Here is a 23,717-nt window from a genome sequence, read left to right as displayed (position 1 = left end):
ACCGCGCGGTGAGCGCACGCTCCCTGCCTCGCCGAGGTGGGACTTCAGTTCACTTGCCCCATTCGCCGGGAGGGCCTGCCAGCAGCAGCCCCGAGAAGACGAGGACGACGAAGATGATGCCCAGCCCGATCGCCAACCAGGGCGAGCGGATGCACCATGAGGTGAGCTTCTCGAACCAGGTCTGCGGGGTGCGGCCGTTGCGGCCCAGACCCCAGTCGCCCTCGAGGGAGCCGGTCTTCTCCACCGACCGCTCAAACGGAATCGTGGCGTAGGGGATGATCGCCGAGGCGAGGCCCGTGGCGATGCGACGCTTGCTCCACTGCTGTGAGGTGCCGACGCCGATGACGGCGATGACGAAGCAGATGAAGATGAAGCCGTGGATGCCTCCGCCGATCCGCACTCCCACCTCGGTGGTGTGGGTGACGTATTTGAGGAACATGCCGATCAGCAGCAGAGTCCAGGTGACGGTCTCGGCGATGGCGAAGAATGTGAAAAAGCGTTTGGGAGTCACAGAAGACCATTGTGCCCGGACAAGGTGAACACCCCCTGAGGAGCGCCGCCAGGTGAGTCGCTCGATCTCAGATCTGGTTCAGGGCAGACTCAGCTGCGTCATCGGTGCCGGATTCGAACCGCGGCCATCGTCATCATCGCGGACGAGAACGGCCCGACGCGGGCCGGCGACCGTCTCCAGTCACCGGCCCACGTCGGGCCGTCCGTGCCGCTCAGGGCACGTCGTCTCGGCTGCCGCTCAGCTGCGGCGGCGGCGTGAACCCAGAGTCATCGCCAGACCGAGCGCGATGAGCGCTCCAGCCGACAGAATCAGCGGCAGGGCTTCATTACCGGTGCGCGGAAGATCTCCGCCGCCACCGTCACCGCCGTCTCCTGCTCCGGGGCCTTCGCCTTCGGCGACGACCTCGAAGGAACCGGTCATCGGATCTCCGCCTTCGCAGTCGACGGACACCTGGTAGGTGCCGATGTAGCTGTCGACCATCGAGGCGTCGAGTCCGCGGACTCCGAAGCGGGCAGTGCCGTCTTCATCGACGGTCGCGGTCTGCTCGAACGTCTCGATCTTTCCGTTGTCCGGGGTCACCGTCATCGTCGCAGTGGTATCCGCGGTGCAGCCGGTGGCCGAGACCTGGACTCCCTTTTCGCTGACGAAGTCAGGTGCCTCGATCGTCTTCGGATCGATGTTCAGCGCCCGTTCGGCCGGCTTGTCGGTCGGCGTCTCCGTGGGCGGATCGGTGGGATCCGTGGGCGGAGTCGTCGGATCGGTCGGCGGATCCGTCGGGGCGTCGGTCAGGTCGTAGGCCAAGGTGTGGACGGAGAAGCCGATGGCGGGAGCGAAGATGTCGATGGACTCCTTGCTCACGTTCTCGATCGTGTCGGTGGCCTGGTGGTAGTTCGTATCGTGCTTCTCGCCGACGGTGCCGCCGAACATCTCTGCTTCTTCAGCCGTCTTGGTGCCGTCTGCTCCGGAGAACAGGCCGCTGGCCGGGATGCCGTTGTCGATGAACGCCTGGTAGTCCGAGCGTCCGGAGAAGTCGGTGCCGACGTTGGGCTGATCGATATCAGCGAAGTAGTCGGTGAAGATCTTCTCGAGCTCGGCCGAGCCTTCGGGAACGTTGACACCGTCCGGGATCGGCACATCGGAGCCGTCGGAGTCGAGCGTGCCGACGATGTAGTTGTCGGAGCCGATCATGTCGAAGTTCATGTACGACTTGATCTTGCCCAGTTCGGCATCGTCGAGGCTGGCGACGTACTCCGTCGATCCGACGAGTCCGACTTCTTCAGCACCCCACCAGCCGAAGCGGATGGCGTTGTCGACCTCGGTCGGCTGCTTGGCGAGCGCCTCGGCGGAGGCCAGCAGTGCAGCAGTTCCGGAGCCGTTGTCGTTGACGCCCGGGCCTTCCTCGACACCGTCGAGGTGGGCGCCGAACATCTGGACATTGTCGTGGTCGCCGGCCTTGGTTTCGGCGATGACGTTCCAGGTCGTCTCGGTGACGAATTCGGTCTCGAGAGTGAAGTCAGCGGTCAGAGCGGCTGCGGCCTGAGCCTCGGCCTTGTCAGCCTCGCCAGCCTGATCGGCCTTGTCGGCTCCCTGGCCGAGTCCAGCCTCGCCTGCCGACTGCTTTCCGCCCTGGTCGCCGGCTTCGGTGCCTGCGGCTTCGACCTTGTCAAGGAGGTCAGTGCCGACGTTGTAGGTGACCGTCACCGTCGGGGCGCTGCCCTCCATGCGACCGCCGAGGGTGGCGTTGAGCTCTTCGTCGGGGTTGGCTTCATCGTTGTTGTAGATGATGACCGCCGCGGCACCGGCTTCGGTGGCGGCCTTGGTCTTGTCACCGAAGGCGCATTCGCCGCGGGACACGAGTACGAGCGCCCCTTCGGCGCTGTCATCGTAGTCGCTGGCCTGGCAGCCGAGCTGTCCGCCGGCGAAGTCGCTGTTGTCGTCATCGACCGGCAACACGACGGGCAGATCGGTCAAAGGCTCGGTCGTACCCTCGGTGTATTCGGCGGTCGTGACCTTGACCTCTTCTCCGTCGACCTTGACGTCGACGGTGCCGAAGTCCTGGCTCTCGACGTCGAAGGCCTGACGCTTCACGTCGAACGCTCCGGTCGCCTCGAGGGTGGATTCGACGTATTCCACGGCTTCTTCGTAGCCGGGCGTGCCCAGCGCACGGTGACCTTCGTCCGCGTGCTTGGTGGAGATATCGGAGATCTTCTGCAGATGCTCCATCACGGCGTCACCGTTGACGCCCATATCGGTGTGTTCTGTCGGTCCGGCGGTGCCCGCCGCCAATGCCGGGCTCACCCCGCCGAGGACCAGACCGGCCGTGGCGGTGACCGCCAGCCAGCTCTTCGTGCGCAACTTCATGGAGTTCCTTTCGTTCCTTTGTCTGTGTCCAGAGGAATCGCACATGACGGCGCACCGGAAGCGACCGCCACGGCATGACTGCTCGTCCATACCGGTGTCGGCCTCTTTACAGCTGCGCTTGCGGGGAAGCTCGATTCTGACGCTTCGCTATGACTCGTCATTGGTAACGAATCACATGCTTCTATAACGAAACGGTGACACAACTCACATTGGTCATTAATCTAACGCACCACAGCCGGCTTTAAGGTTACGAATTGATAACAACCGGTCACTGAACGGTTTCGGAGTCGCGGTTCGCCTGCGGAATTCCTGCGGTTCGACTGCGGAAGCTCCCTTGCCATCCCGTCCACCCCCGAGCACCTCCCCTGGTGTCCAGCCCTCGCACAGCCGCCCACCTATCCCCCAGAACCCCCAACGCACCCCGCAGGCACCTCCCCTCCCCGCTGACAGCCCACCCGACTAGACTCAGACCAGTGACCACCAACGATTCCGCCGGAGGGACTCCGCCCGCCTCCCCCGACAGACGGACAATTCGCCGCTGGCAGCGCTATCTCGCCAATGAACGGCTCGAGGAGCGCGTGTATCGCGACCTCGCCGAACGCCGCAAGGGCGAGGACCGCGAGATCCTGCTCAGCCTCGCCGCCGCAGAATCCCGCCACCAGGAGCACTGGATCACCCTGCTCGGCGAGCACGCGGAGAAGCGCCGCTCCGCCGATCTCCTCACCCGCTGCCTGGCCTTCCTCGGCCGCATGTTCGGCTCCGTATTCGTCCTCGCTCTTGCTCAGCAGTCCGAGACGAGCTCGCCCTATGACGACGAAGAGGCAGCGTCGGCCGAGATGGCCGCCGATGAACGCATCCACGCCGAGGTGGTCCGCGCTCTGGCCGCCCGTTCCCGCGCCCGCCTGTCAGGCAACTTCCGCGCCGCCGTCTTCGGCGCCAACGACGGCCTGGTCTCGAACCTCGCACTCGTCCTCGGTGTCGGTGCGGCAGGAGTGTCGAACACCGTCATCCTGCTGACCGGCGTCTCCGGACTGCTGGCCGGCGCACTGTCGATGGGCGCAGGCGAGTACATCTCGGTGCGCTCCCAGCGCGAACTCCTCGACGCCTCCACTCCGGACCCCGAGTCCCGGCACGCTCTGGCCGATCTCAACATCGACGCCAACGAACTCGCCCTCGTCTTCCGTGCCCGCGGAATGGAGACCCGCGAGGCCGAAGCCCGCGCCAACCGCACGATTGCGGCAGCGAAGAACAAACAGGCGCCGAGGCTGCCGAACCTCGATTCCGAAGTCGACCGTGACGAGCTGGGCACCGGCATCGGTGCCGCACTGTCGAGCTTCTGCTTCTTCTCCTCCGGCGCGCTCATCCCAATCCTCCCCTATATCTTCGGCATGTCCGGACTGCCCGCCGTGTTCCTGTCCGCCGGCCTCGTCGGCATCGCGCTGCTGTTCACCGGCGGCGTCGTCGGCCTGCTCTCCGGCAAATCACCCGGTCCCCGGGCCCTGCGCCAGCTCGCCATCGGCTTCGGTGCCGCCGCCGTGACCTACGCTCTCGGCCTGCTCTTCGGAGGTACCGCATGACCGATCTGCTCATCCTCGTCGACCCAGACGCAGCCACGTTCGAGCTCACCGATCTGCGTGCCGCTCAGCTGCCCGTCACGGATCTCTCCGCTCATCGCGGGGACGGAATCTTCGAAACCGTGCTGGTGAACAGGGGTGCGCACGGCGCCATGGTGGTGTCGCGAGAACGGCACTTCACCCGGTTCCGGGCTTCCGCCTCGGCGCTGGATCTGCCCGAACCGGACCAGGGACTGTGGGATCGGGTCATCGATTCCCTCATCGCCGAGGTGGCCGCCGCCGATCCCGAGAACGTCGAGTTCGGGATCCGCTACGCCCTCTCCCGTGGCGAACAGGGTGCGGACGGGCAGTTCCGCCCCCGCGGGTGGGCTTTCCCCGTGCCCGTGGACGACCACATACACACCGCCCGGAAGCAGGGGGTCACCGCCGTCAGCCTCGACCGCGGATTCGACGCCTATATCGGCAGCAAGGCCCCGTGGCTGCTCATCGGCGCGAAGACTCTGTCCTATGCGGTCAATCAGGCCGCCGGCCGTTACGCCGCGGCGAACAATGCCGACGAGGCCCTATTCGTCTCCCACGACGGAATCGTGCTCGAAGGACCGACCGCGAATCTCATCATCCGCCGAGGCGACCGCCTCCTCACGCCGAATCCGGAGGCAGGTCTGCTGTCGGGTACGACGCAGCGCCTGATCTTCGATCATGCGGAGGAGCTGGGGCTGCAGGCTGAGTATGCCGATCTTCGACTCGAGGACGTCAAGGAAGCGGATGGCGCCTGGTTCGTCTCGTCGATGCGCACGGCGGTTGCGCTGCACGAACTCGACGGGAATGCGATCTCTGTTGATCAGAATCTGACCGACCGGTTCCAGGAGATCGTCCGCGGTCGGTGACCTCCCGGTAGTGCCGCGGACTCACCCGGTAAGGCTGTGAGTCCACGGGCTCCGGGAGATCTCAGTCAATCTTCGGGGATGCACTGCCCCGAGCTCTCAGGCCCGGGGCAGAGCGTCGGCGGGTTTCGCCGAGGGGAGAGTGAAGGCGATGACGAGCCCGAGGATGCAGGCGGCGCAGCTGATCAGCCACACCGGCCAGAAGACGCCGGATAATCCCGGCAGCAGCGCAAGCAGGAATCCGAGGCCACCACAGACGAACAGTCCGGTGACGACGCGCGTCTTCCACTTCCTCAGCATCATCTGCCTTTCTCTTCACGGTTCGGCCTAGACCTTCCCTTGCCCGACCGAAGCGTGCTCTCACGCTATCTCCCCCATTCCGTTGAGCACATCCCCCAAAAGTATGAAATGAACGAACTTTCTCGACCTCGTTCAACTGTGGGTGGCACCGCGCTCATCGTCCTGAGTTAGTGTTGTCTTCGAAGGAATACGTTCCCGCCCCTCTTGAGAGTCGCGGGACCCGAGGTTCAAAGGAAAGGACACGAGCATGGGAAAGCTCGCTTGGCAGATCATCGGCGTGGGAGCGCCCATCGCAGCTGCATTCGTCGCTCGCAAGACCCTGACCTTCGCGTGGGAGAAGTCGACAAAGCGCCCGGCGCCGTCGAACCCTGTCGATGACGAGATCTCGATGTCCGAGGCCCTGGCCTGGACGATCGTCTCCGGTGTCGGTGTGGCCGTGGCTCAGCTCGTCGTTCAGCGCATCGCCGCGAACACCGTGCGCAACAACTTCGGCGAGGAAGCCCTGCCGAAGAAGTTCCGCAAGCAGATCGAAGAGATCACCGACTGATTCTCCGCTGACTTCCACCAGCGAAACGACCCGCGAAGCTCATGCTTCGCGGGTCGTCTGTTTGCCGGCGGAGTGTCAGCACTCGCGGGTTCGAAATTCATACGCACTGATCGAGATCACCACATATGAACTTTGAAACCGCTCATACACACCAGCCCCCAGGGCTTGTGGTCAGCCGGTGACGCGGTCGAGGATCTCGGCGAGGACCACGGCATCGATCTGTCCCGGCGCCGAGGCCTGACCGATCTGCGCGAATGTCGCGCAGCTGCCGAAGTCGGCACCCATGATCCGGCTCGTCCGTCCCAAGGGTCCCATCGAGATCCCCAGCACGGGGGCCGCCGAGGATGCGTCCGCCGTGGAAGTCGCCTCCAGGAGCCGAAGAACATCGGCCGGTGTCTGCGGCATCATCGCCACTTTGGCCACATCCGCACTGGCCTCGCTCATCGCAGTGAACGTCGCGAGCAGGCGTTCGGCTGAGTCCGTGACCTCGAAATTGTGGTGGGATGCGACGACGGGCACGCCCGCCTCCCGCGCCGAGGCGATGAGCGAGCGTGACTCTGCCCGGTCGATCTCGACGTCGATGGCGACGGGAACGCCCGATGCTGCGGCCCCTGGTACGCCCGATTCGACGCCGGCTGCGGCTGCAGTTCCGTCGCCCACTTCGACACCTGTAGCGCCGGCGATCAGGGCACGCACCGCCTCGGCGTAGTCGTCTTCCGTGATCTCCACCTGTCCGCCTTCGAATCCGGTGCGAACGGTCAGGAGGATGGGCAGCCCCACTGTGAGCGCACGAGGAAGCAGACTCAGGGCCGCCTCGGCGCGGGTAAGAACAGAACCGGAAGCGGCGGCGAGCAGCGGATCGATACGCCATTCGACGGCATCGACGATCCCGGTCGCGGCGGCTGCGGCGCACTCGGCGGCGAGCTCCTCGGCGTCGATCGCCTGCGTGGGCACAATGACGGCCGGTCGGCCAAGATTGCGCACGGCCGGCGATCCTGCGGCAGGATTGAGGAACGGCAATGATTTCATTTCTCAAGCGTAGGCGGTGACCGGGCGCGCGCGAGCAGGAGGACACGGGTGGAGACGATGCAGGTGGACAGGATCAGCGCACGCGATGGCTTCCCCCTCGAGGTCCAGGTCAGCGGGCCGGCAGATGCACCCGCATTGCTCCTGCTGCAGGGTCAGTCGAACTCGCACGAGTGGTGGGACGATCTGCGCGGGGACTTCGAAGCCGACTTCCGCACGATCACCTTCGACTATCGCGGAACGGGCGGCAGCCGGGGTGAGCTCGGCGAACTGTCGACGGCGAGCTTCGCCGACGATGCCGTGGACGTGCTCGACCACCTCGGCGTCGATCGAGCCGCGGTCTACGGCACCTCCATGGGCGGGCGCATCACGCAGATGCTGGCGCTCAACCACCCGGAGCGGGTGAGTGCGATCGTCCTTGGATGCACCTCTCCCGGCGGGCCTCATGCGGTCAAACGTCCGCGCGAGGTCGGTCAGGCATTGGCGAGGCTGCGCGGGGACGAGCACACTCAGTACCTCTTCGACCTCTTCTACACCCCTGAGTGGACGGTGTCGGCGGAGTACAGCAAGATGCTCGGCGATGACACGATGACGACCGCCGAGTCATCCGCCCATCTGCGCATCAGCGCCAACCACAATGCGTGGGACCGGCTGCCCGAGATCTTTGCTCCGACGCTGATCATGCACGGCGATGCCGACCGGATGAACCCGGTCGGAAATGCTCAGATCCTCCACGATCGCATTCCCGATTCTCAGCTGCGCATTCTGCCGGAGGGCCGACACGGATTCTTCGAAGAATTCGCCGAGGTGGTCACTCCGGCCGTGATCCGCTTCCTCACGGAATCGCTGCGGCAGTCCTGAGAGCAAGGCCGCTTTCTGCATCAAAATCCCATATCCGGTAGCAAATCCATTAACGCCATATCTACATGCCCCAATCGATGATTATAACAATCAAGTAACGCACTGGTATCTGTTTGCCCAGGTCAGAGGGCCAGTCAAGGGCGACTCGCCGCATAATTCCAATAAGATCTCTACCGAAAATCCTGAACAAAACTACAATGGTGGATCAGATATCCGTGTGCGGTGAGGCGCGTGCGCAATTGAGCTATTCGGATCTGATCTGCGAGCACCGAACCGTGCAAACGGGGGTGAAGCCTCTCGTTCTTGCGGACTGCCAAGAATGCAAGGAGGAAGCACGTGAGCGTTGTCAAAGCGTCACACGTCTACAAAGTTTTCGGAAAGCGTGAAAACGAAGTCGTCAAACGACTCGAAGCTGGCGCCGACCGTGATGACCTGACGAAACTCGGTACGGCCGCCGTCATCGATGCGAGCTTCGAGGTCGAGGCCGGCGAGATCTTCGTCGTCATGGGCCTGTCGGGTTCGGGCAAGTCGACCCTGATCCGCACTCTCAACGGACTCTGGGCACCCACTGCCGGATCCGTCGAGGTGCTGGGCACCGACATTGCGAAGATCGATTCGGCCGCGTTGCGCAAGGTCCGCAGCGAACACATCTCGATGGTGTTCCAGCACTTCGCACTGCTTCCGCACCGCACCGTCCGGGACAATGCCGCCTATGCGCTGGAGGTCCGCGGCGTCGCGAAGGCGGAGCGGGACAAGTCAGCCGACAAGTGGCTCAAAGCCGTTGGTCTGGAAGGCTGGGGCGACAAGTTCCCCGAACAGCTCTCCGGCGGCATGCAGCAGCGCGTCGGCCTGGCCCGCGCGCTTGCGGCCGAGACCGACATCCTCCTCATGGACGAAGCCTTCTCCGCCCTCGACCCGCTGATCCGTCGCGAGATGCAGGAACAGCTCGTCGAGCTGCAGCGGGAACTGAAGAAGACCATCATCTTCATCACCCACGACCTCAATGAGGCAATGTTCCTCGGTGACCGCATCGCGGTGATGCGCAACGGACGCATCGTCCAGGTCGGCACCCCGGAGGACATCCTCACCGACCCGGCCAACGACTACGTCGCACAGTTCGTCCACGACGTCGACCGGGCACGCGTCCTGACCGCCAACAACGTCATGGAGAAGGCGCGACTGATCGTGACCAACAACAACGGTCCCCGAGTCGCGCTGCGCACCATGCGCGAGAACAGTTCCTCGGGCCTGTATGTCACGGACAGGGACCGGAAGTTCCTCGGCCTCGTCAGCGACCGTGACTGCGTCGAGCACATCCGCACGGGCGCCACGACTCTCGACGAGATCATCAAGCCGATCGCCCACCCTGCATCTCCGGACGACCTGCTCATCGACCTCTTCCTGCCGACGGCAGAGATGCCTATGCCGGTGCCCGTCACCGACGCCGAGGGCGAACTCGTCGGAGTCGTGCCCCGAGCCACCCTGCTCGCCGCACTCGGCAACCAGGGCGGCAATGACGATCAGGCGACGGAAGTCGCCGTCGAAGACTGGCCCGAGCCGGTCGACACCGGGATCATCGATCAGGTCCTGGCCGAGAGTGATGATGCCGTCGCACCGCAGGCCGCCGGAGAAAGGGGTGAACGCTGATGGAGAACATCAGAATTCCGATCGGAGCCTGGGTCGACACAGCGTTCGACTGGCTCAAGGAGAACGTCGCCTGGTTCTTCGACGCCGTCACCTGGCTGTTCAACTTCCTCATCGAGGTCCTCACCAATGTGCTCGTCGACCTCCACCCACTCGTCATCATCCTTCTGCTGGCGCTCATCGGCTGGGTGCTGAGGTCCTGGCAGATGGCTGTGGGCACAGTGATCACGATGTTCTTCATCATGACAATGGGCCAATGGGTGGCCTCGATGCAGACTCTGGCGCTCGTCCTCATCGCCGCCGTCATCGCCGTCATCATCGCCGTGCCGGTGGGCATCCTCGCGGCACGCAACGAGGCTGCGTCCACGGTCATCAAACCGATCCTCGACTTCATGCAGACGATGCCGTCCTTCGTCTACCTCATCCCCGCCGTCACCTTCTTCGGCATCGGCGTTGTCCCGGGCCTCGTGGCAACGGTCATCTTCGCCCTGCCCCCAGGTGTGCGGTTCACTGAGCTCGGCATCCGCGGGGTCGATTCGGAGACGGTCGAAGCCGGACAGTCCTTCGGTGCGACTCCCGGCCAGATCCTCCGCGGAGTCCAGCTGCCGTTGGCCACACCGACGATCATGGCCGGCATCAACCAGGTCATCATGCTCGCACTGGCCATGGCCGTCATCGCCGGCATGGTCGGCGCCGACGGACTCGGAAAGAACGTCGTCGAAGCGATCGCCACCCAGAACCTGCCGCTCGGTGTCGAAGCCGGACTTGGTGTCGTCATCATCGCGGTCTACCTCGACCGCGTCACTGCGGCCCTGGGCAATGCGAAGGACTACCCGCACTCGCTCGTGGCAGGTCTGCGTCGCCGCAGCGCGAAGAACAAGACGGCTGCGGCAGCGGCCTGAACCGATTGACCACACAGTCTCAACAGTCGATCACTAGAGAAAAGGAACAAACAATGAAGAGAAGATTCCTCACCCCATTCGTCGCTGCAGTCGCAGCCCTCGGCCTTGCTCTGACCGGTTGCTCGCAGGAAGCCGCAAAGGACGACGGCGGAGGCGGCGACAAGGGCGACATCAAGCTCGGCTACGTCACCGGCTGGACCGACGGCCAGAGCATCTCGCTCCTGCTCGAGGATCAGCTGGGCAAGATGGGCTACAACGTCGAGACAGAGACCTTCAACGACGCCGCCGTCCTGTACGCCGGTGTCGCCAATGGCGATATCGACATGTATCCGTCTTCGTGGCCCGAGGTCACGCACAAGCAGTACATCGATGAGTACGGTGACGACCTCGAAGATATCGGCGCCTACTACGACAACGCCGTCCTCACGATCGCCGTCCCGAAGTACATGAAGGACATCAACTCGATCGAAGATCTCAAGGGCAAGGGCAAGGACTTCGGCGGCGAGATCATCGGAATCGAGCCCGGTGCCGGTCTGACGAAGGCCACCAAGGCGATGATTCCGGAATACGGTCTCGACGGCGAATACGAGCTCGTCACCTCGTCGACCGCTGCCATGCTCACCGAGCTCGGCAATGCGACCGAAGCGGAGAAGGACATCGTCGTCACCCTGTGGCGTCCCTTCTGGGCGAACAACGAGTACCCCGTCAAGGATCTGAAGGATCCGAAGGGTGCGATGGGCGACCCGGAGAAGCTCCACTTCACCGCGACCAAGGGCTTCGGCGAGGAGTTCTCCGATGCCGCTGACTACATCGGCAACATCAAGCTCGACGACAAGCAGTACGGAGACCTCGAGGACCTCGTCGTCAACGAATACAAGGACGATGGCAAGAAGGCTATCGCCGAATGGCTGAAGGCCAACCCTGACGCCTACGAAGGTGAACTGCCTGACGAGAAGTGATTCGAACGCCGCGGCAGCAGCTGCGCTGAGGAACTCATCCTCTTCTCAGCTGCGGACTTCCCCAGTACGCGGCACGCAATCATGAACGACCTGTGCCCTCCCGACTCTGATGAGTCGGGAGGGCACAGTCGCGTGAGTAGACTCGACTGAGTATCGCAGTCGACTCCGTGTTCGGCGCGCGGCTGCGAACGGAGGACATCTCATGGCGACCATCTCAGCATCCGTCGACACCTTCGTCGGCCCCATCACCGTGACCAGCGACAGCCGGTCGATCGTCCGGCTCGAATGGAGCACGTCCCCCGAGGCGACCGACGACTCCGTCCTGATCCCCGCCGAGGAGGCCGCCGCCTCGGATCCGATCCTCGCCGAGGCGGTCGCCCAGTTGCGAGCGTACTTCGACGGCCGCCTCGGCGATTTTGATCTGCCCGTGGACTTCGGTCAGGTATCGAACGTCGCGAGGGCCGTGCTGACGACCTTGGCCGAAAAGGTTCCGGCAGGGACCACGGTCACGTACGGACAGCTCGCCGAAGCCAGCGGCACCGGGATTCCGGCGCGTGCTGTCGGCGGGATCATGGGGCTCAATCCGATTCCGATCATCGTCCCCTGTCATCGGGTTGTCGCCGGTGACGGACTCGGCGGGTACTCCGGCGGACTGCCCGGGCACGAACTCGAGACCAAGAGGCGTCTTCTCGAATTCGAAGACGCCCTACCACAGCCGCTGTTCTGACATTTCCGGGAAGGGCTTGCCTGCCGCAGCTCCTTCTGCCTGCTTCCGGCCTCGTCCGACTGCGCTCGGCACGTCGTGCCTGCCGCGCAGGCGCACCTGTCTGCCAACGGTCTGATCCGACTCGGATCTCACCGACCTCGGGGCTCAGCCCCACGCCCTCATTCAGCGAATTGCCATTGGAAGTTCAGTGAACACTGTGATTACATAGCGTTAGCAGATTTGTGATCACAAATGATCCTAGGTCCACCTGAACCTGTTCGGACGACCGAAAGCCGCCGACGCCGGCGGTTTTCACGCATTCGAGCAGCCACCACGAAGAGGAAACTGATGAAATCACGCACAATCACCACCGTCGTCGCCGCCTGCGCAGCTCTGGGCCTCGCCCTGACCGGGTGCTCTCAGGAAGCCAGCAAGGATTCCGGCTCCGACGGTGACAAGGGCAAGATCAAGATCGGCTACATCTCTTCGTGGTCCGACAGCCGCAGCACCGCGTTCCTGCTCGAGGACCAGCTCGAGAAGCTCGGCTACGAGCCCGAACTGGAGACGATCTCAGAGGCCGCGATCCTCTATGCCGGAGTCGCGAACGGCGACATCGACATCTACCCGTCCGCTTGGCCGGAGAAGACCCACAAGCAGTACATGGATGAGTACGGCGACAAGATCGAGGACATCAGCACTTACTACGACAAGGCGCAGAACACGATCGTCGTGCCCGACTACGTCGACATCGATTCGATAGATGAGCTCAAGGACAACGCCGACAAGTTCGACGGCAAGATTGTCGGCATCGAACCCGGGGCCGGTCTCACAAAGGTGACGAAGGATTCGATGATGCCGGAGTACGGCTTGGAGAAGGACTTCGAACTCGTCACATCTTCGACCCCGGCCATGCTCACGGAACTGGGCAATGCCATCGACGCGAAAGACGACATCGTCGTCACCCTGTGGCGTCCGTTCTGGGCGAACAACGCCTTCGACGTCAAGGACCTCAAGGATCCGAAGAACGCGATGGGCGATCCGGAGAAGATGCACTTCCTCGGCACCGAAGGCTTCAGCGATGATTTCCCCGAAGCGTCCGAGCTCATCAAGGGGATCAAGCTCGACGACAAAACCTACGGAGAGCTCGAGGACCTCATCGTCAACGAGTATGAAGAAGGCCAGGAAGGCGACGCCGTCGACCAGTGGGTCAAGGACAACCCGAAGGCCTTCGACTCCGAGATCACTGACTGAGCATCGGGACCAACGAATGTGGTTCGGGACCTCCAACTGAAACTCGGGATCACCGGCGTAGCGCTGGGATCACCCACTGAGTTCCTAACTCGGTCGGCGCCCTGAGGCGCTTCACCTCACTTCACCGAATCGGTGCGGCCGCCGAACCCGCTTCTGCGGGTCCGTCGGCCGCACCGTTCTCTCACCCTTCGAACAGCTCCTGGCCGACATACCCGTCTTCCGTCGCTCCGGGCGGGATCGCCCACACGGTCGACCCGATCGGGGTCGTCCATTCGTTGAGCAGGTCCACCTCGGCGAGGCGGCGTTGGATCGGCAGGAACTGTCGCTCGATATCGGCTTGGAAGGATGCGAACAGCAGCCCCGAATCTCCACCCGCGCCGGTCTCGTAGTTGAACGTGCGCCGGTGGATCTGCACCTCCGGGCCCAGTCCGTCGCGGGCACGGGCGATATGCGCAACCTGCGAGATCTTCGTCAGTCCGCGCTCATCGACGGCGGTGAAGTCCGGAACGTCGAATTCGTCCTTTCCCGACAGCGGCGCCCCGGTGTCCATGGTCCGCCCGACCGAGAACTCCCTGGCTGGACGGTCGGCCTTGTCCCAGGTGTCGAGGTTCATGGCGATATCGCGCAGGACCAGCGTCGTTCCCCCGTGCATCCATGCCGGCAGGTGTGCTCCGAGGTCAGCCGGCGGCTCCCCTCGAGCGGAGAACACCGGGTCGGTGGTCTCAGTGCCCTGCCCCCAGATGATCCGCGCGAAGTCCTCGGACCCGGGTCCCGGATTCGCCGTGCCGTCAAGCTGGCCGAAGAGGTTCCGTTGGGTCTTCCCCTCCCCCGAGCTGCCGTAGGCACGCCTGAATCCGTCCCGCTGCCAGGCCACCTCGGCGAACGAGCGCGAGTCTTTGAACAGCATGCGCCGAGCATGTGCCAAGGTCAGCGGATCGTCGCCGCAGATCTGCAGGAGCAGGTCGCCCTTGCTTCGATCCGCGTCGAGTCGATCAATCGAGAACTTCTCCAAGGGCTTCAGCCAGTCCGGGACGTGCTCCTTTCCGGCCAGCGCCACCAGCTTTCCCCCGAATCCGAAGGTCACCGTCAGCCGGGCAGGATCGACGGCGAGCTCGGATTCGGAGTCGGCCAACGGCGCCTGCCCTTGAGTCAGCGCAGCCGCATCCGCGGTGAGCAGCCGCAGCCAGCGCACCGCCTCGGCGGCCTTGATCCCGGGTTTGAGCGCGAACGCGATGAAGTGCGCGTACGCCTGCGTCGGGGTCTCGACCCCGGATTGATGAGTGCCGAAGAACGGCTCGGTCTGCGGCCCGTTCGCCCCGTCCAGATCTCGCCGGGGCAGCCCGCCGTCACCGGTGCCCGTGCCCTGAGACCCGGGGCCACGGCCGAGCGCGAACCCCGCCGTGGCACCGACGAGTCCCGCACCGCCGGCGGCGGCCGCCGAGGTCAGGAGACCTCGGCGGCTGAATCCGGTGCGACTGGGCTCAGTGGTCACCATGGTCTCCGTGGTCGGAGTCCTCGTGGTCTCCGCTGTCGCCGTCGTCACCGTGTTCACCATGTTCGCTGTGGTCGTCGCCGGAGCCTTCGGCTTCACCGGGTGCATAGTCTTCCTGCGCTCCGGAGTATTCCTTCGCCACGGCCGTGACCTCGACGGTCTCACCGTCGGCGGTGACGAGGTCGAGGCTGATCTGCTCGCCCGGCTTGATCGCCTTCTGCAGGCCCATGATCATGATGTGATCGCCTCCGGGTTCGAAGTCTAGGCTCTCCCCCGCTGGGATGGTGAAGCCGCCCTTCTTTTCCTGCATCGACATTCCACCCGAGCCGTCGCCTTTGGTCTCGTGGAGTTCGACCATCTTCGCGTCCTCGAATTTCGCTTCGACGAGTTTGATGTCGTGGTCGGTGTTGTTCTGCAGTTCCCCGAAGACGGCGGTCATTCCGTCGTCGGCGGCCTTGACCCAGGCGCCGTCGAAGCTGAGCGCCTCGGCATCGATCTGGCTTGCCTTGGGGCTGGTTGCGGCGGAGCTGCCGCTGTCGTTCTGTTCTGAACCGCTGGCCTTGCTGTCGTTTTGGCCGCAGCCTGCCAAGCCGATGGCGACGGCGATGGGCAGGGCAAGGGCCAGAGTGATGTTCTTTCGCATGGTGTCTGCACTTTCGTTGTTCCGGTGCAGTCGAGCACGTGCCAGCACGCGTTGCGGTCGGCCGATGGCGCATGCATTTCCCCGCGGGGCACCTGTCGCCTGACGACACGGGCATGGACTGCAGATTTTCTGCCGCCCGATGACGCGGGTCGCTGGCTGCAGAGTCACTGCCGCTCAAAAGCGCGGCACTCGGTCGCAGCGCCTGCATGTACCTGTACGCGGGAATCGCGGCCGGCTGCCAGCAGCGCTTTCGTGCGCCGATGCGCGGAGCAGGCGATGACCTGCGAGCGGAGCATGCTCGTGGCTGTGCACGAGATCTGCGCGGACGTGTTCGACTAACACCGATGGGCTCGCCGCCGCCGATTCGGCGGTCGCCCGAAGATGGATGGTCACCCGGAAGTCGGGTGTGAGTCGGCGGTCTGATCGCCGAGTGGTGTGTCAGACGAGTGCGGGTGGACCGCGGCGGTAGTTCGGACCGACCACCGCCGAGGTGACCGGCTGCGGCAGTCGGAACTGAGCGCATAGCTTACGGAACGGTTCGTCGGCAAGGACTCCAGCCGCCTCGGCGAGGGCACGCAGTGCACCGATCACCGGGCCCAGGGCCAGCTGCAGAATGCTGAGGACGATGTCCTCACCGCGCTTGAGGATCACGGCGGTGACGAGGACGGCGACGAGGTGGGCGATAATCATCCCCACCGAGGTGGCGCCGTGGTTCGCGTGTCCGAGCGCGGATGCGGCCGGACCGAGATCAAGGGAGCCGGGGGCCGGGACGATGTGTCCGGCGTGGGAGTTGAGGGCCGCCTCGGCGGAGGCGGATCCTGTGCCTGCGGTCCCGGTCTGCCCGGTTCCGGTGTGGGCGGTGCCCGCGTGGGTCCCCGCAAGGGTGAGGGTGTGTGCGGACCAGCTCATCGTCAGGTGCATGAGCACCTGCCCGAGGCCGAGGAGCCCGGCCAGAGTGAGGTATCCCAGACGGCGGCCGGCGACCATCATGGCCGCCCACAGGACAAGAACGAAGACGACGACGGTGCCCGGAATCGAGACCGAGCCGCCGGCACCGAGGTGCATGAGCAGGGCAAGGAGGGTCGTGAAGAGGGCGGCGAAGAGCGCACGCACGGACTTCGTCCATCCGGTCATAGGCCCTCCCCTCTCAGCTCGCTCCCACATTCTACTCATTGTAGAAACATTTCGGGAAGGCGACGAACCTACATCCGCAGCCAGGTGTCGGCAGTCTTCTTGACCATGGCACCGGCTCTTTCGGCGGCATCGGACCAGGTGACGAGCTTGCCGTCGGGATCGGTGGTGGAGTCAGAGAGGACGATGACGTCGAAGTTGCACACAAGGGCCGCCATCGCCGAGGCATAGACGGCCCCGGGGGCATTCGCCGAGGAGGCGCTGTCGTCGGCATCGCCATCATCTTGGGTAGCAGGGTCAGTGGGGGCAGGATCAGCGGCGGTGGGGTCAGCGGCGGCACCACCGGCTCCCGCGCTGGGCACCCCCACAGTGGCGTCGGCGCCGGCGATGATGATCCGGTCAACGGACAGGTCGTGCAGGCCCGCAGCCAGGTCGTCGACGCCTTCGAAAACATCGGGGCTCTCGGAGCGGAGCACGAGGTCCTCTTCGTCGGGGACGAAGATGCTCAGCTCCTCGTCGGGGGTGTCGACGAGGTCAGCCTTCGTCGAAGCGAAGATGAGCACACCGCCCACGGCGCGGGTGCGAGTGACGATATCGCCGAGGGTCTCCATGGCTTCATCGCTGGGGTAGCTGGCGTCGTCTGTGTCAATGAGGAGCAGGGCATCCATACTCCAATCGTGCCACGACCGGGTGCCAGCCTCAGCACTCACTGCCGACAGCGGGCACGATTCCGCACCGACAACTTGATTTGCTATATATGTCGAACATTGACGAACACCCTATGTTTATTCGAATTATTTTTCGATTCTCTATGGTGTTCTATGATTTTGGAGAGTAAACTGGTCATCAACAACAACGATGTTGGTGAACGGAAATCATCCCCATGACCCTCACTCCCGAACGCAGCTCCGATCAGTCAGATCGCGATGCCGACAACTCCCCTCAGACCAGTGGTCACCCGCTGCTGGCCGACGAGGAGTGGGCAGATCTCAGCCGTTTCGCGCCCGAGGTCACTTCTTCAATCACTCAGCTGATGAGTCTCAAAGATGAGCTGCGCGCGTTCGATCGGCCCATGGGACCTGACCAGGCCATCATGCTCGCCGATGGAGTCGAGGCGATCATACGCATCAACGACGCATTGTCGACGCTTGCGCTCTCAGTCTGCGAGCGCGTCGGGACACCCAGCGACTACGGTGCCAAGTCGACGAAGTCGCTCATCGAGAACCGATTCAACCTCACCGGCGCGGAGGCGAATCGTCGGACCGATATGGCCAAGAACCTCGGCGGCCGTGTCGACATGTCCGGACAGGCACTGCCACCTCTCTACCCGGTCGTCGCGGACGCGCTCCACGCATGCACAATCTCTGCCGCTCAGGCGTCCGTCATCGAAGACTGCATGCGAAAGCTGCCCACGTGGGTCAGCCAGGCGATCCGCACCGATGTCGAGTCGCGACTGGTCCGCAACGCGCCCAAGGTCCGTCTCAAGGACCTGCGTGAGATCTTCAGCAAGCTCATGGGGTACATCGACCCGGACGGTTCGGAGCCGAAGGACTCGGCCGACCGATCTGCCTACAACATGTCCATGCGCGCCAAGGCCAACGGCGACTGGGAGCTGCGTGGACTGCTCGACCCCGTCACCGGCGGCACTCTCAATGGACTGCTGACCTCACGGATCCAGTCTGCAGGAGACACCGACAAGGGCGGGGCCGAATCAACTGGAGGAGACAGGGCCGACACGGCGGCCGGTACTTCTGGTGCAGCGACCGCCTGGAATTCTGGCGCCGACACCTCGACCGCCACCGCTGAGGGGACGCTTGCGCCGCTTCCCGACAAAGAGCTGCTCGAGATCGTCGATGCAGTGCTCTCCGGCGAACGGTACGACGCGAAGCGAGTTCCGGCACCCGATCTCAAAGCTGTTAGCGCGGCTGGGAATCCGGCCGACGTCCCCGGCGTAGGCATTCGCGAGGACGGCGGTTTCGTCGACGTCAGCGCCGAACAGCCCTCGGCTCGCGAATGGATCTACGAACGATTCGCGGGCCTCGTCACGACGATCGACAAGCAGCGGACGGCTGCAGGAGCACCGTATGCGCTCGTCATCAACGCCACCGCCGAAGATCTGGCCAACGGCACGGGACACGGCACCACGGGCGCCGACAATCCCATTCCCATCAAGGAACTGATGAGAAACGGCCTCAACGGCTCGCTGTTCTTCCACCTCATGAGCGACAAGGCCAAGACGATGCAGGTGGCCACCGAACAACGCTTCGCCAACCGGAAGCAGCTGGCAGTGATCACCGCCCGCGACCGAGGCTGCACCTTCCCGGGCTGTGACGCCCCTCCCGGTTGGTGCGACGCCAACCATGTGCTGCCATACGCACTCGGAGGCAAGACAGAGATCAACAACCTCGCACTGCTCTGCAGCTATCACCACCACTTGCTCGATCGCAGCGATTGGGAGACCCGGATGCTCTTCGACGGTCGACCGGCCTACATCCCACCTGCTGCAAAAGACCCCGCTCGTGCGCCGATCCTCCACGCCCGCTTCATCGCGGACGACATCATCGACGCTCTGTTCGACAAATAGCCGCCCCAAATTTCCAGGGACGACTGTGCCCATTCTCCAAGTTCAACCTGCCCCAGCCAGGTTCAGATGATCAACGGGCGCAACCGCATCGGCCTACTCGTCGAAGATCAACCAGGCACTGCCTGATTCGGCCCAGCCAAGCAAAGCACAGCCAGAATCAACCGCCGAGTCGCGAGCCCCGAATGTTCATGCCCTCGTCGAGGAGCAACAAGTCAGCCGGCATTCCGACCGCCAACAGGCTGCTGTCATCAGCAGCACCTCCCACAGCCCGCAGGGGCACGAGGCTCGCGGCCTGCACAGCGTCGAACGGGCTGAGTCCCACCTCGGCGACGGCCCGCTTTACGGCATCGTCCATCGTCAGCGTGGACCCCGCGATGGCACCCTGAGTGCCGTCCGAGGTGACCAGACGCGCCACCGAATCCGTGACCTCGACCGGGAGCGAACCGAGATGATAGTTCCCATCGTGCAGACCGGTTGCGGCCATGGCATCGGTGATGAGCGCCAGCCGTCCGGGCACGAGGTCGTGAAGCATTTGCGCGACGGGCGCGACGACGTGGACACCATCATTGATGAGTTCGACGGTGACGTGCTCGGCCTCGGCCGCAGCCAGGACCGGCCCCGGGGCGCGGTGGTGGATGCCGGGCATCGCATTGAACGCGTGGGTGAGGATGCTCGCCCCAGCGTCGAACGCCTGCGCCGTCAGCTCGTAGTCGGCGGCAGTGTGACCGACGGCCACGCGCACCCCTGCAGCAGAGAATCGAGCGATCGCATCGAGGGCACCGGGAAGCTCGGGTGCGATGGTGATCTGCGCGAGAGTTCCATCGGCCGCCTCGAGGATCGCTTCGACCGCCTCCGGGGTCGGCGAAGTGAGTACCTCGGGTGCGTGCGCGCCCTTGAAGTCCGGCGACAGGAACGGACCTTCGGCATGCAGACCCATGACCATCGCCCGATCGCGGACAAGACCTGCCCCCGCGCGCAGCGACCGGCACAGCCCCTCGATCGTGTTTGAAACGTATGACAGAGCGAGCTTGCCGGTGCCATGAGCCCGATGGACGTCAAGGATCGCGTCGATCGCGTCGGCCCCGCCCTCGGCACTCGCACCGCCCGCACCATGGCAGTGGATGTCGACGAATGCGGGAGCGACGAACCCGCCGGCCGCATCAATGACCTCGCCCTGCGCCGAGGCAGCCCTGTCCTTCCAGCCGTCCCCGCGGCCCCGTGCAACGACCGTTCCTTCGGCGATCACGATCCACGTGTCAGCGCTCGCCTCGGTGAACGTCGCTCGATCACCGTCGAGGATGCACGCATTGTGGATGACCGCCTCGGCGGGGATCTGTTCGGTCTGTGTCATCGGGGTCCTTCCATCGGTCTGCGAACGCCTCATTCAGGGTACGGAATGGCTTCACGGTCTCCCCACCGCAGGGGCAGACGAATCAATTGTCGGCTCGCCCATGGTGCGCAAACGAACCGTCCACCGACTCGGCACATGGTGCGCGGTCGAACCGACCGCCGCCTCACCCCAGAGTGCGGACTCGGTTCGCGTCGATGCCGAGCACATGCGTATCGAGGAACGCGAGCACTGTGCGGTACCAGACCTCGGCATTCCCGCGGCCGAGAATCCAATGCCCCTCGTCGGGGAAGTAGAGGAACCGATGCTGAGTGTCGCCATCGGCGTCGAGCGGTGTCTTCGCCTGAGTGAGCAGATCCAGCCACAGTTCCTGACCCTGCCCGATCGGCACCCGGTAGTCCTTGTCGCCGTGGATGACGAGCATCGGCACCTCGATGTCCTCGGCGAAGAGGTGCGGCGAATACTGCGCCGACTGCTCGCGCATCGCCGAGTCCCAGGACGAGTTGTCAGTCGTCCGTCCCATCGACGTGGTGTTCCACAGCGAGGCGTGGGTGACGATGCACTTGAACGCGCTGCCGGTGTGTCCGGCCACCCAGTTGGCCATGTACCCGCCGTAGGATCCACCGGCCAGGGCGACGCGTTCGGAATCGATGTCCGGCCTCTCCCCCGCAGCCTCGGTCAGCGTCATGATGTCGGTGAAAGGCGTGCCGCCGAGCTGCTGCTGACCGCGATCGATCATCGCCTGCCCATAGCCGGTGGAAATCGCCGGATCCGGCAACAACACCGCATAGCCGGCAGCCGCGAAAGGACCAGGGTTCCACCGATAGGTCCACGCATTCCATGAACCCCACGGACCACCGTGGGCGAAGACGACGAGCGGATGCGGCCCCTCCCCCTCCGGCAGCACCAGCCACGCACGGATCGGCGTGCCGTCATCGGCACGGACCTCCACCTCGGTGAGGGTGCCTTCCTCGTCGAGGACCGTCGCCGGGTTCGCGAATTCGCTGATCACTCCGGTGCCCAGGTCGACAGAGATCGGCAGTGGTGCGACATCGATCGCCGAGGCGGTCGCCACGACCGTATCCTCGCGCAGTGCCAGTCCCGAGAACGAATACTTCTGATCGACTCCCCCGACGAGCCGCCGGGGCTGCGCATCATCGAGACCACCGATGAAGATGCTGCCGCGGCCGTGATCATCGGCACTGGCCACGATGGTCGAATCGTCCACCCAGATAGGTGCGAACCAGAAATCAGCATCGGGCCACACCGGCTTGACCTCGGCGGTCTCGAGATCGAGGACCATGAGTTCGGCCGCGAGGTTAGCTTGCGGAGTCCACTGCTGTACGCGAGTGACCAAGGCCTTCGTTCCGTCTGGGCTGATGGCCTCGATGTCGAAGCTGTGGTCGGCCGCCGGCTTCGTCAGCCGGTGCAGCTCGGGCTCTCCGTCGAGGTCGACGCGCCAGATCTCACTGGCCTCGAGCTGACCGGGGATCGGCTTCTCGAGCTGGACGAGGACGAAACGTGCCTCATCGTCAACGGCCCAATCAACCAGTCGACCGGACGGCAGCGACAGGTAGCGGAAGTCCAGGCCCGCTGGTGTGCTCAGTTCGTCGCTGACTTCGGGAAAGTCGGTGGCCGCCTCATCGAGAGTGGCCACGGCCAGAGTCTGCCGGCCCGGCCCCAGATCATGGTCCCAACGGCGGACGGGGAAACCGGTATGGAGGATTCCGCTGACCTTCGCGTCGCTGCGTTCGGAGCTGAATTCCTGATGATCGTTCTCGTCGGCGGCCCACGTGTGGACGGGGAACTCGACGATGATGGTCTCGCCTTTGACCTCGATGCGGGAGAAACCGCCCTCGTGATCGGCGAGTTTGCGGGCCTCTCCGTTGTCAGGCAGTGCCCACAGGCTCGGTGAGTCGGCGTCTTTGCCGTCCTCGCCCTTGCGCTTGGAGGCGAAGACGATCGTGCCGTTCTCGCTCAGTGCAGCCGGTCCGATGGACTGGTCGCCGCGAGTGATGCGTCGGGGCGTCTCCCCGCTGATATCGGCGAGGTGGCTGAGTGAAGAGTTGCCCTCGGAGTTGAGGAACGAGTACTGGGCGATGACGCGGCCGCTCTGATTCGTCAAGAGGCCTTGCAGGCGGCGGGCGTCGAGGAGTCGGGTCACTGCGTCGTGGGTCGTCATCTTCCCATCCTAGATCCCAACGTAGTTTCCAGGGTGAAATCCAAAGAAACCCCAGATCGCTGAGACGGCCGGTATCAGCGGAAGCTCGGCGCCGGAACCCTCTCGCCGTCGATCGTCACCGTCGGCAGCATCTTCTTGAAGTCTTCTGCCACCTCGGTGTTCGTCTTCAGTGTGCGCATCTGGATCGAGAGATTCACCAGACGTCCGTTGATCTTATAGCCGGTTTCAACCCCGTAGGCATACGTCGGTTTGCTGTTGAGAGCGAGGATCTCGGTAGGACCGAGTTCGCCCTGATAGCTCCAGAACTCTCCTGCGGCCAGAGAGCCCGTCTGCTCGGCAATCACCTGTGAGTCCTGTTTGGAGAAGTTATAGCGCCGCTTATTATCTACGACTCCCTGCGCGCTGTCACCGTATTCGTCGTTGCAACTGACGAGGATGATATCGGCAGTCGCACTGTTCTCTCCGTGACTGAAGACATGGAACTCTTCGGAACTCCCGCTGCTGTCGCGCCAGTCATCGCCGAGCGCGAAGCTGAGGTCGACCGGGCAGCTGCTTCCGAATGACACTGAAGTCTTCGACATCCCCTCGGGGATTCCGGCCTCGGTGGGTTTGCCAGTGGGCTCGGGGCCGGCGGTCTCCTGGACACCGATCCGCATGGGACCGGCAGACTTGTCTTCGGTGCGGATCTGGAAGACAGAACAACCGCTGAGCAGGACGGTGAGCGCGAGTGTGCCGGCGGCCGCGGCTCGCCGCACCGAGGCCGGTCTCGCCGAGGCGATTCTCGGCGATGCCGTTCGCCTAGTCACTGGTC

Annotated in this window: 21 protein-coding genes; 10 read left to right on the top strand and 11 right to left on the bottom strand. The window is 64.1% G+C overall.

Annotated features, from left to right (window positions below; all coding sequences use genetic code 11):
* Positions 1–49: 49 nt before the first annotated feature.
* Positions 50–511, bottom strand: coding sequence for a DUF3817 domain-containing protein (locus BEP01S_RS03930; protein WP_039211977.1), 462 nt, complete (start codon positions 509–511; stop codon positions 50–52).
* Between the two features lie 237 nt (positions 512–748).
* Positions 749–2,872 carry a M28 family peptidase gene (locus BEP01S_RS03925; protein ID WP_062240677.1) on the bottom strand — a complete coding sequence of 708 codons (2,124 nt, stop codon included), beginning with the start codon at positions 2,870–2,872 and terminating at the stop codon, positions 749–751.
* Positions 2,873–3,345: 473 nt separating this feature from the next.
* Between BEP01S_RS03925 and BEP01S_RS03920 the strand changes: the two genes are divergently transcribed.
* Positions 3,346–4,449, top strand: a complete 1,104-nt coding sequence (locus tag BEP01S_RS03920; RefSeq protein WP_083532501.1) for a VIT1/CCC1 transporter family protein — start codon at positions 3,346–3,348, stop codon at positions 4,447–4,449.
* Positions 4,446–5,333 (top strand): aminotransferase class IV, encoded by an 888-nt coding sequence (locus tag BEP01S_RS03915; RefSeq protein ID WP_062240674.1) that lies wholly within the window; start codon positions 4,446–4,448, stop codon positions 5,331–5,333. Before BEP01S_RS03920 ends, BEP01S_RS03915 begins: the two co-directional genes overlap by 4 nt.
* Positions 5,334–5,429: 96 nt before the next feature.
* Here BEP01S_RS03915 and BEP01S_RS03910 read toward each other — a convergent pair whose 3' ends face one another.
* Positions 5,430–5,633, bottom strand: coding sequence for a hypothetical protein (locus tag BEP01S_RS03910; RefSeq protein WP_039211971.1), 204 nt, complete (start codon positions 5,631–5,633; stop codon positions 5,430–5,432).
* Positions 5,634–5,877: 244 nt separating this feature from the next.
* On the opposite strand from BEP01S_RS03910, the gene BEP01S_RS03905 reads away from it, so the two are divergent.
* Positions 5,878–6,177 carry a DUF4235 domain-containing protein gene (locus tag BEP01S_RS03905; RefSeq protein WP_039211970.1) on the top strand — a complete coding sequence of 100 codons (300 nt, stop codon included), beginning with the start codon at positions 5,878–5,880 and terminating at the stop codon, positions 6,175–6,177.
* 171 nt (positions 6,178–6,348) lie between these two features.
* Here the strand turns inward: BEP01S_RS03905 and BEP01S_RS03900 are convergent, their stop codons facing one another.
* Complete coding sequence (locus BEP01S_RS03900; protein WP_062240672.1) at positions 6,349–7,206, bottom strand: type I 3-dehydroquinate dehydratase; 858 nt, start codon at positions 7,204–7,206, stop codon at positions 6,349–6,351.
* Between the two features lie 57 nt (positions 7,207–7,263).
* Here BEP01S_RS03900 and BEP01S_RS03895 point away from each other — a divergent pair, with 57 nt between their 5' ends.
* The 6 genes from BEP01S_RS03895 (at position 7,264) to BEP01S_RS03870 (ending at position 13,526) form a co-directional block, all read left to right on the top strand.
* Positions 7,264–8,064 carry an alpha/beta fold hydrolase gene (locus BEP01S_RS03895; RefSeq protein WP_039212511.1) on the top strand — a complete coding sequence of 267 codons (801 nt, stop codon included), beginning with the start codon at positions 7,264–7,266 and terminating at the stop codon, positions 8,062–8,064.
* 336 nt (positions 8,065–8,400) lie between these two features.
* A complete protein-coding gene (locus tag BEP01S_RS03890) occupies positions 8,401–9,711 on the top strand; it encodes a quaternary amine ABC transporter ATP-binding protein (RefSeq protein WP_062240670.1) in 1,311 nt (436 codons plus the stop codon).
* Positions 9,711–10,610 (top strand): ABC transporter permease, encoded by a 900-nt coding sequence (locus tag BEP01S_RS03885; protein ID WP_062240668.1) that lies wholly within the window; start codon positions 9,711–9,713, stop codon positions 10,608–10,610. The genes BEP01S_RS03890 and BEP01S_RS03885 overlap by 1 nt, the downstream gene beginning before the upstream one ends.
* 53 nt (positions 10,611–10,663) lie before the next feature.
* Entirely contained in the window at positions 10,664–11,569 is a 906-nt protein-coding gene (locus BEP01S_RS03880) for a glycine betaine ABC transporter substrate-binding protein (protein ID WP_062240666.1), read from the top strand.
* Positions 11,570–11,771: 202 nt separating this feature from the next.
* Positions 11,772–12,296, top strand: a complete 525-nt coding sequence (locus BEP01S_RS03875) for a methylated-DNA--[protein]-cysteine S-methyltransferase (RefSeq protein ID WP_039211962.1) — start codon at positions 11,772–11,774, stop codon at positions 12,294–12,296.
* A gap of 327 nt (positions 12,297–12,623) precedes the next feature.
* Positions 12,624–13,526, top strand: coding sequence for a glycine betaine ABC transporter substrate-binding protein (locus tag BEP01S_RS03870; protein WP_062240664.1), 903 nt, complete (start codon positions 12,624–12,626; stop codon positions 13,524–13,526).
* A 181-nt stretch (positions 13,527–13,707) separates the two neighbouring features.
* Here BEP01S_RS03870 and BEP01S_RS03865 read toward each other — a convergent pair whose 3' ends face one another.
* The 4 genes from BEP01S_RS03865 to BEP01S_RS03850 form a co-directional block, all read right to left on the bottom strand.
* Positions 13,708–15,069: a Dyp-type peroxidase gene (locus BEP01S_RS03865; protein ID WP_306306248.1), complete on the bottom strand. Its 1,362-nt coding sequence runs from the start codon at positions 15,067–15,069 to the stop codon at positions 13,708–13,710.
* Positions 15,008–15,661 (bottom strand): copper chaperone PCu(A)C, encoded by a 654-nt coding sequence (locus BEP01S_RS03860; RefSeq protein WP_039211956.1) that lies wholly within the window; start codon positions 15,659–15,661, stop codon positions 15,008–15,010. The genes BEP01S_RS03865 and BEP01S_RS03860 overlap by 62 nt, the downstream gene beginning before the upstream one ends.
* A gap of 438 nt (positions 15,662–16,099) precedes the next feature.
* On the bottom strand, positions 16,100–16,795 hold the full coding sequence (locus BEP01S_RS03855; RefSeq protein WP_062240660.1) for a hypothetical protein: 696 nt from the start codon (positions 16,793–16,795) through the stop codon (positions 16,100–16,102).
* A 68-nt stretch (positions 16,796–16,863) separates the two neighbouring features.
* Positions 16,864–17,460, bottom strand: coding sequence for a hypothetical protein (locus BEP01S_RS03850; RefSeq protein ID WP_062240658.1), 597 nt, complete (start codon positions 17,458–17,460; stop codon positions 16,864–16,866).
* Between the two features lie 215 nt (positions 17,461–17,675).
* Between BEP01S_RS03850 and BEP01S_RS03845 the strand changes: the two genes are divergently transcribed.
* Positions 17,676–19,376: an HNH endonuclease signature motif containing protein gene (locus tag BEP01S_RS03845; RefSeq protein WP_062240656.1), complete on the top strand. Its 1,701-nt coding sequence runs from the start codon at positions 17,676–17,678 to the stop codon at positions 19,374–19,376.
* 157 nt (positions 19,377–19,533) lie between these two features.
* On the opposite strand, the gene BEP01S_RS03840 is transcribed toward BEP01S_RS03845, so the two are convergent.
* The 3 genes from BEP01S_RS03840 to BEP01S_RS03830 all read right to left on the bottom strand — a co-directional run bounded on the left by BEP01S_RS03840 (position 19,534) and on the right by BEP01S_RS03830 (position 23,712).
* Complete coding sequence (locus BEP01S_RS03840) at positions 19,534–20,727, bottom strand: N-acetylglucosamine-6-phosphate deacetylase (RefSeq protein WP_062240655.1); 1,194 nt, start codon at positions 20,725–20,727, stop codon at positions 19,534–19,536.
* A 163-nt stretch (positions 20,728–20,890) separates the two neighbouring features.
* Positions 20,891–22,906 carry a S9 family peptidase gene (locus tag BEP01S_RS03835; protein ID WP_062240653.1) on the bottom strand — a complete coding sequence of 672 codons (2,016 nt, stop codon included), beginning with the start codon at positions 22,904–22,906 and terminating at the stop codon, positions 20,891–20,893.
* A gap of 74 nt (positions 22,907–22,980) precedes the next feature.
* Positions 22,981–23,712, bottom strand: a complete 732-nt coding sequence (locus BEP01S_RS03830) for a hypothetical protein (RefSeq protein WP_235355303.1) — start codon at positions 23,710–23,712, stop codon at positions 22,981–22,983.
* Positions 23,713–23,717: the final 5 nt, after the last annotated feature.

Origin of the sequence: Brevibacterium epidermidis NBRC 14811 (assembly GCF_001570805.1) — a bacterium.
In the GTDB taxonomy this organism is placed as follows: domain Bacteria; phylum Actinomycetota; class Actinomycetes; order Actinomycetales; family Brevibacteriaceae; genus Brevibacterium; species Brevibacterium epidermidis.
Note: the sequence above shows the minus strand (reverse complement) of the source record. Positions and strands in the feature narration are given on the sequence as shown.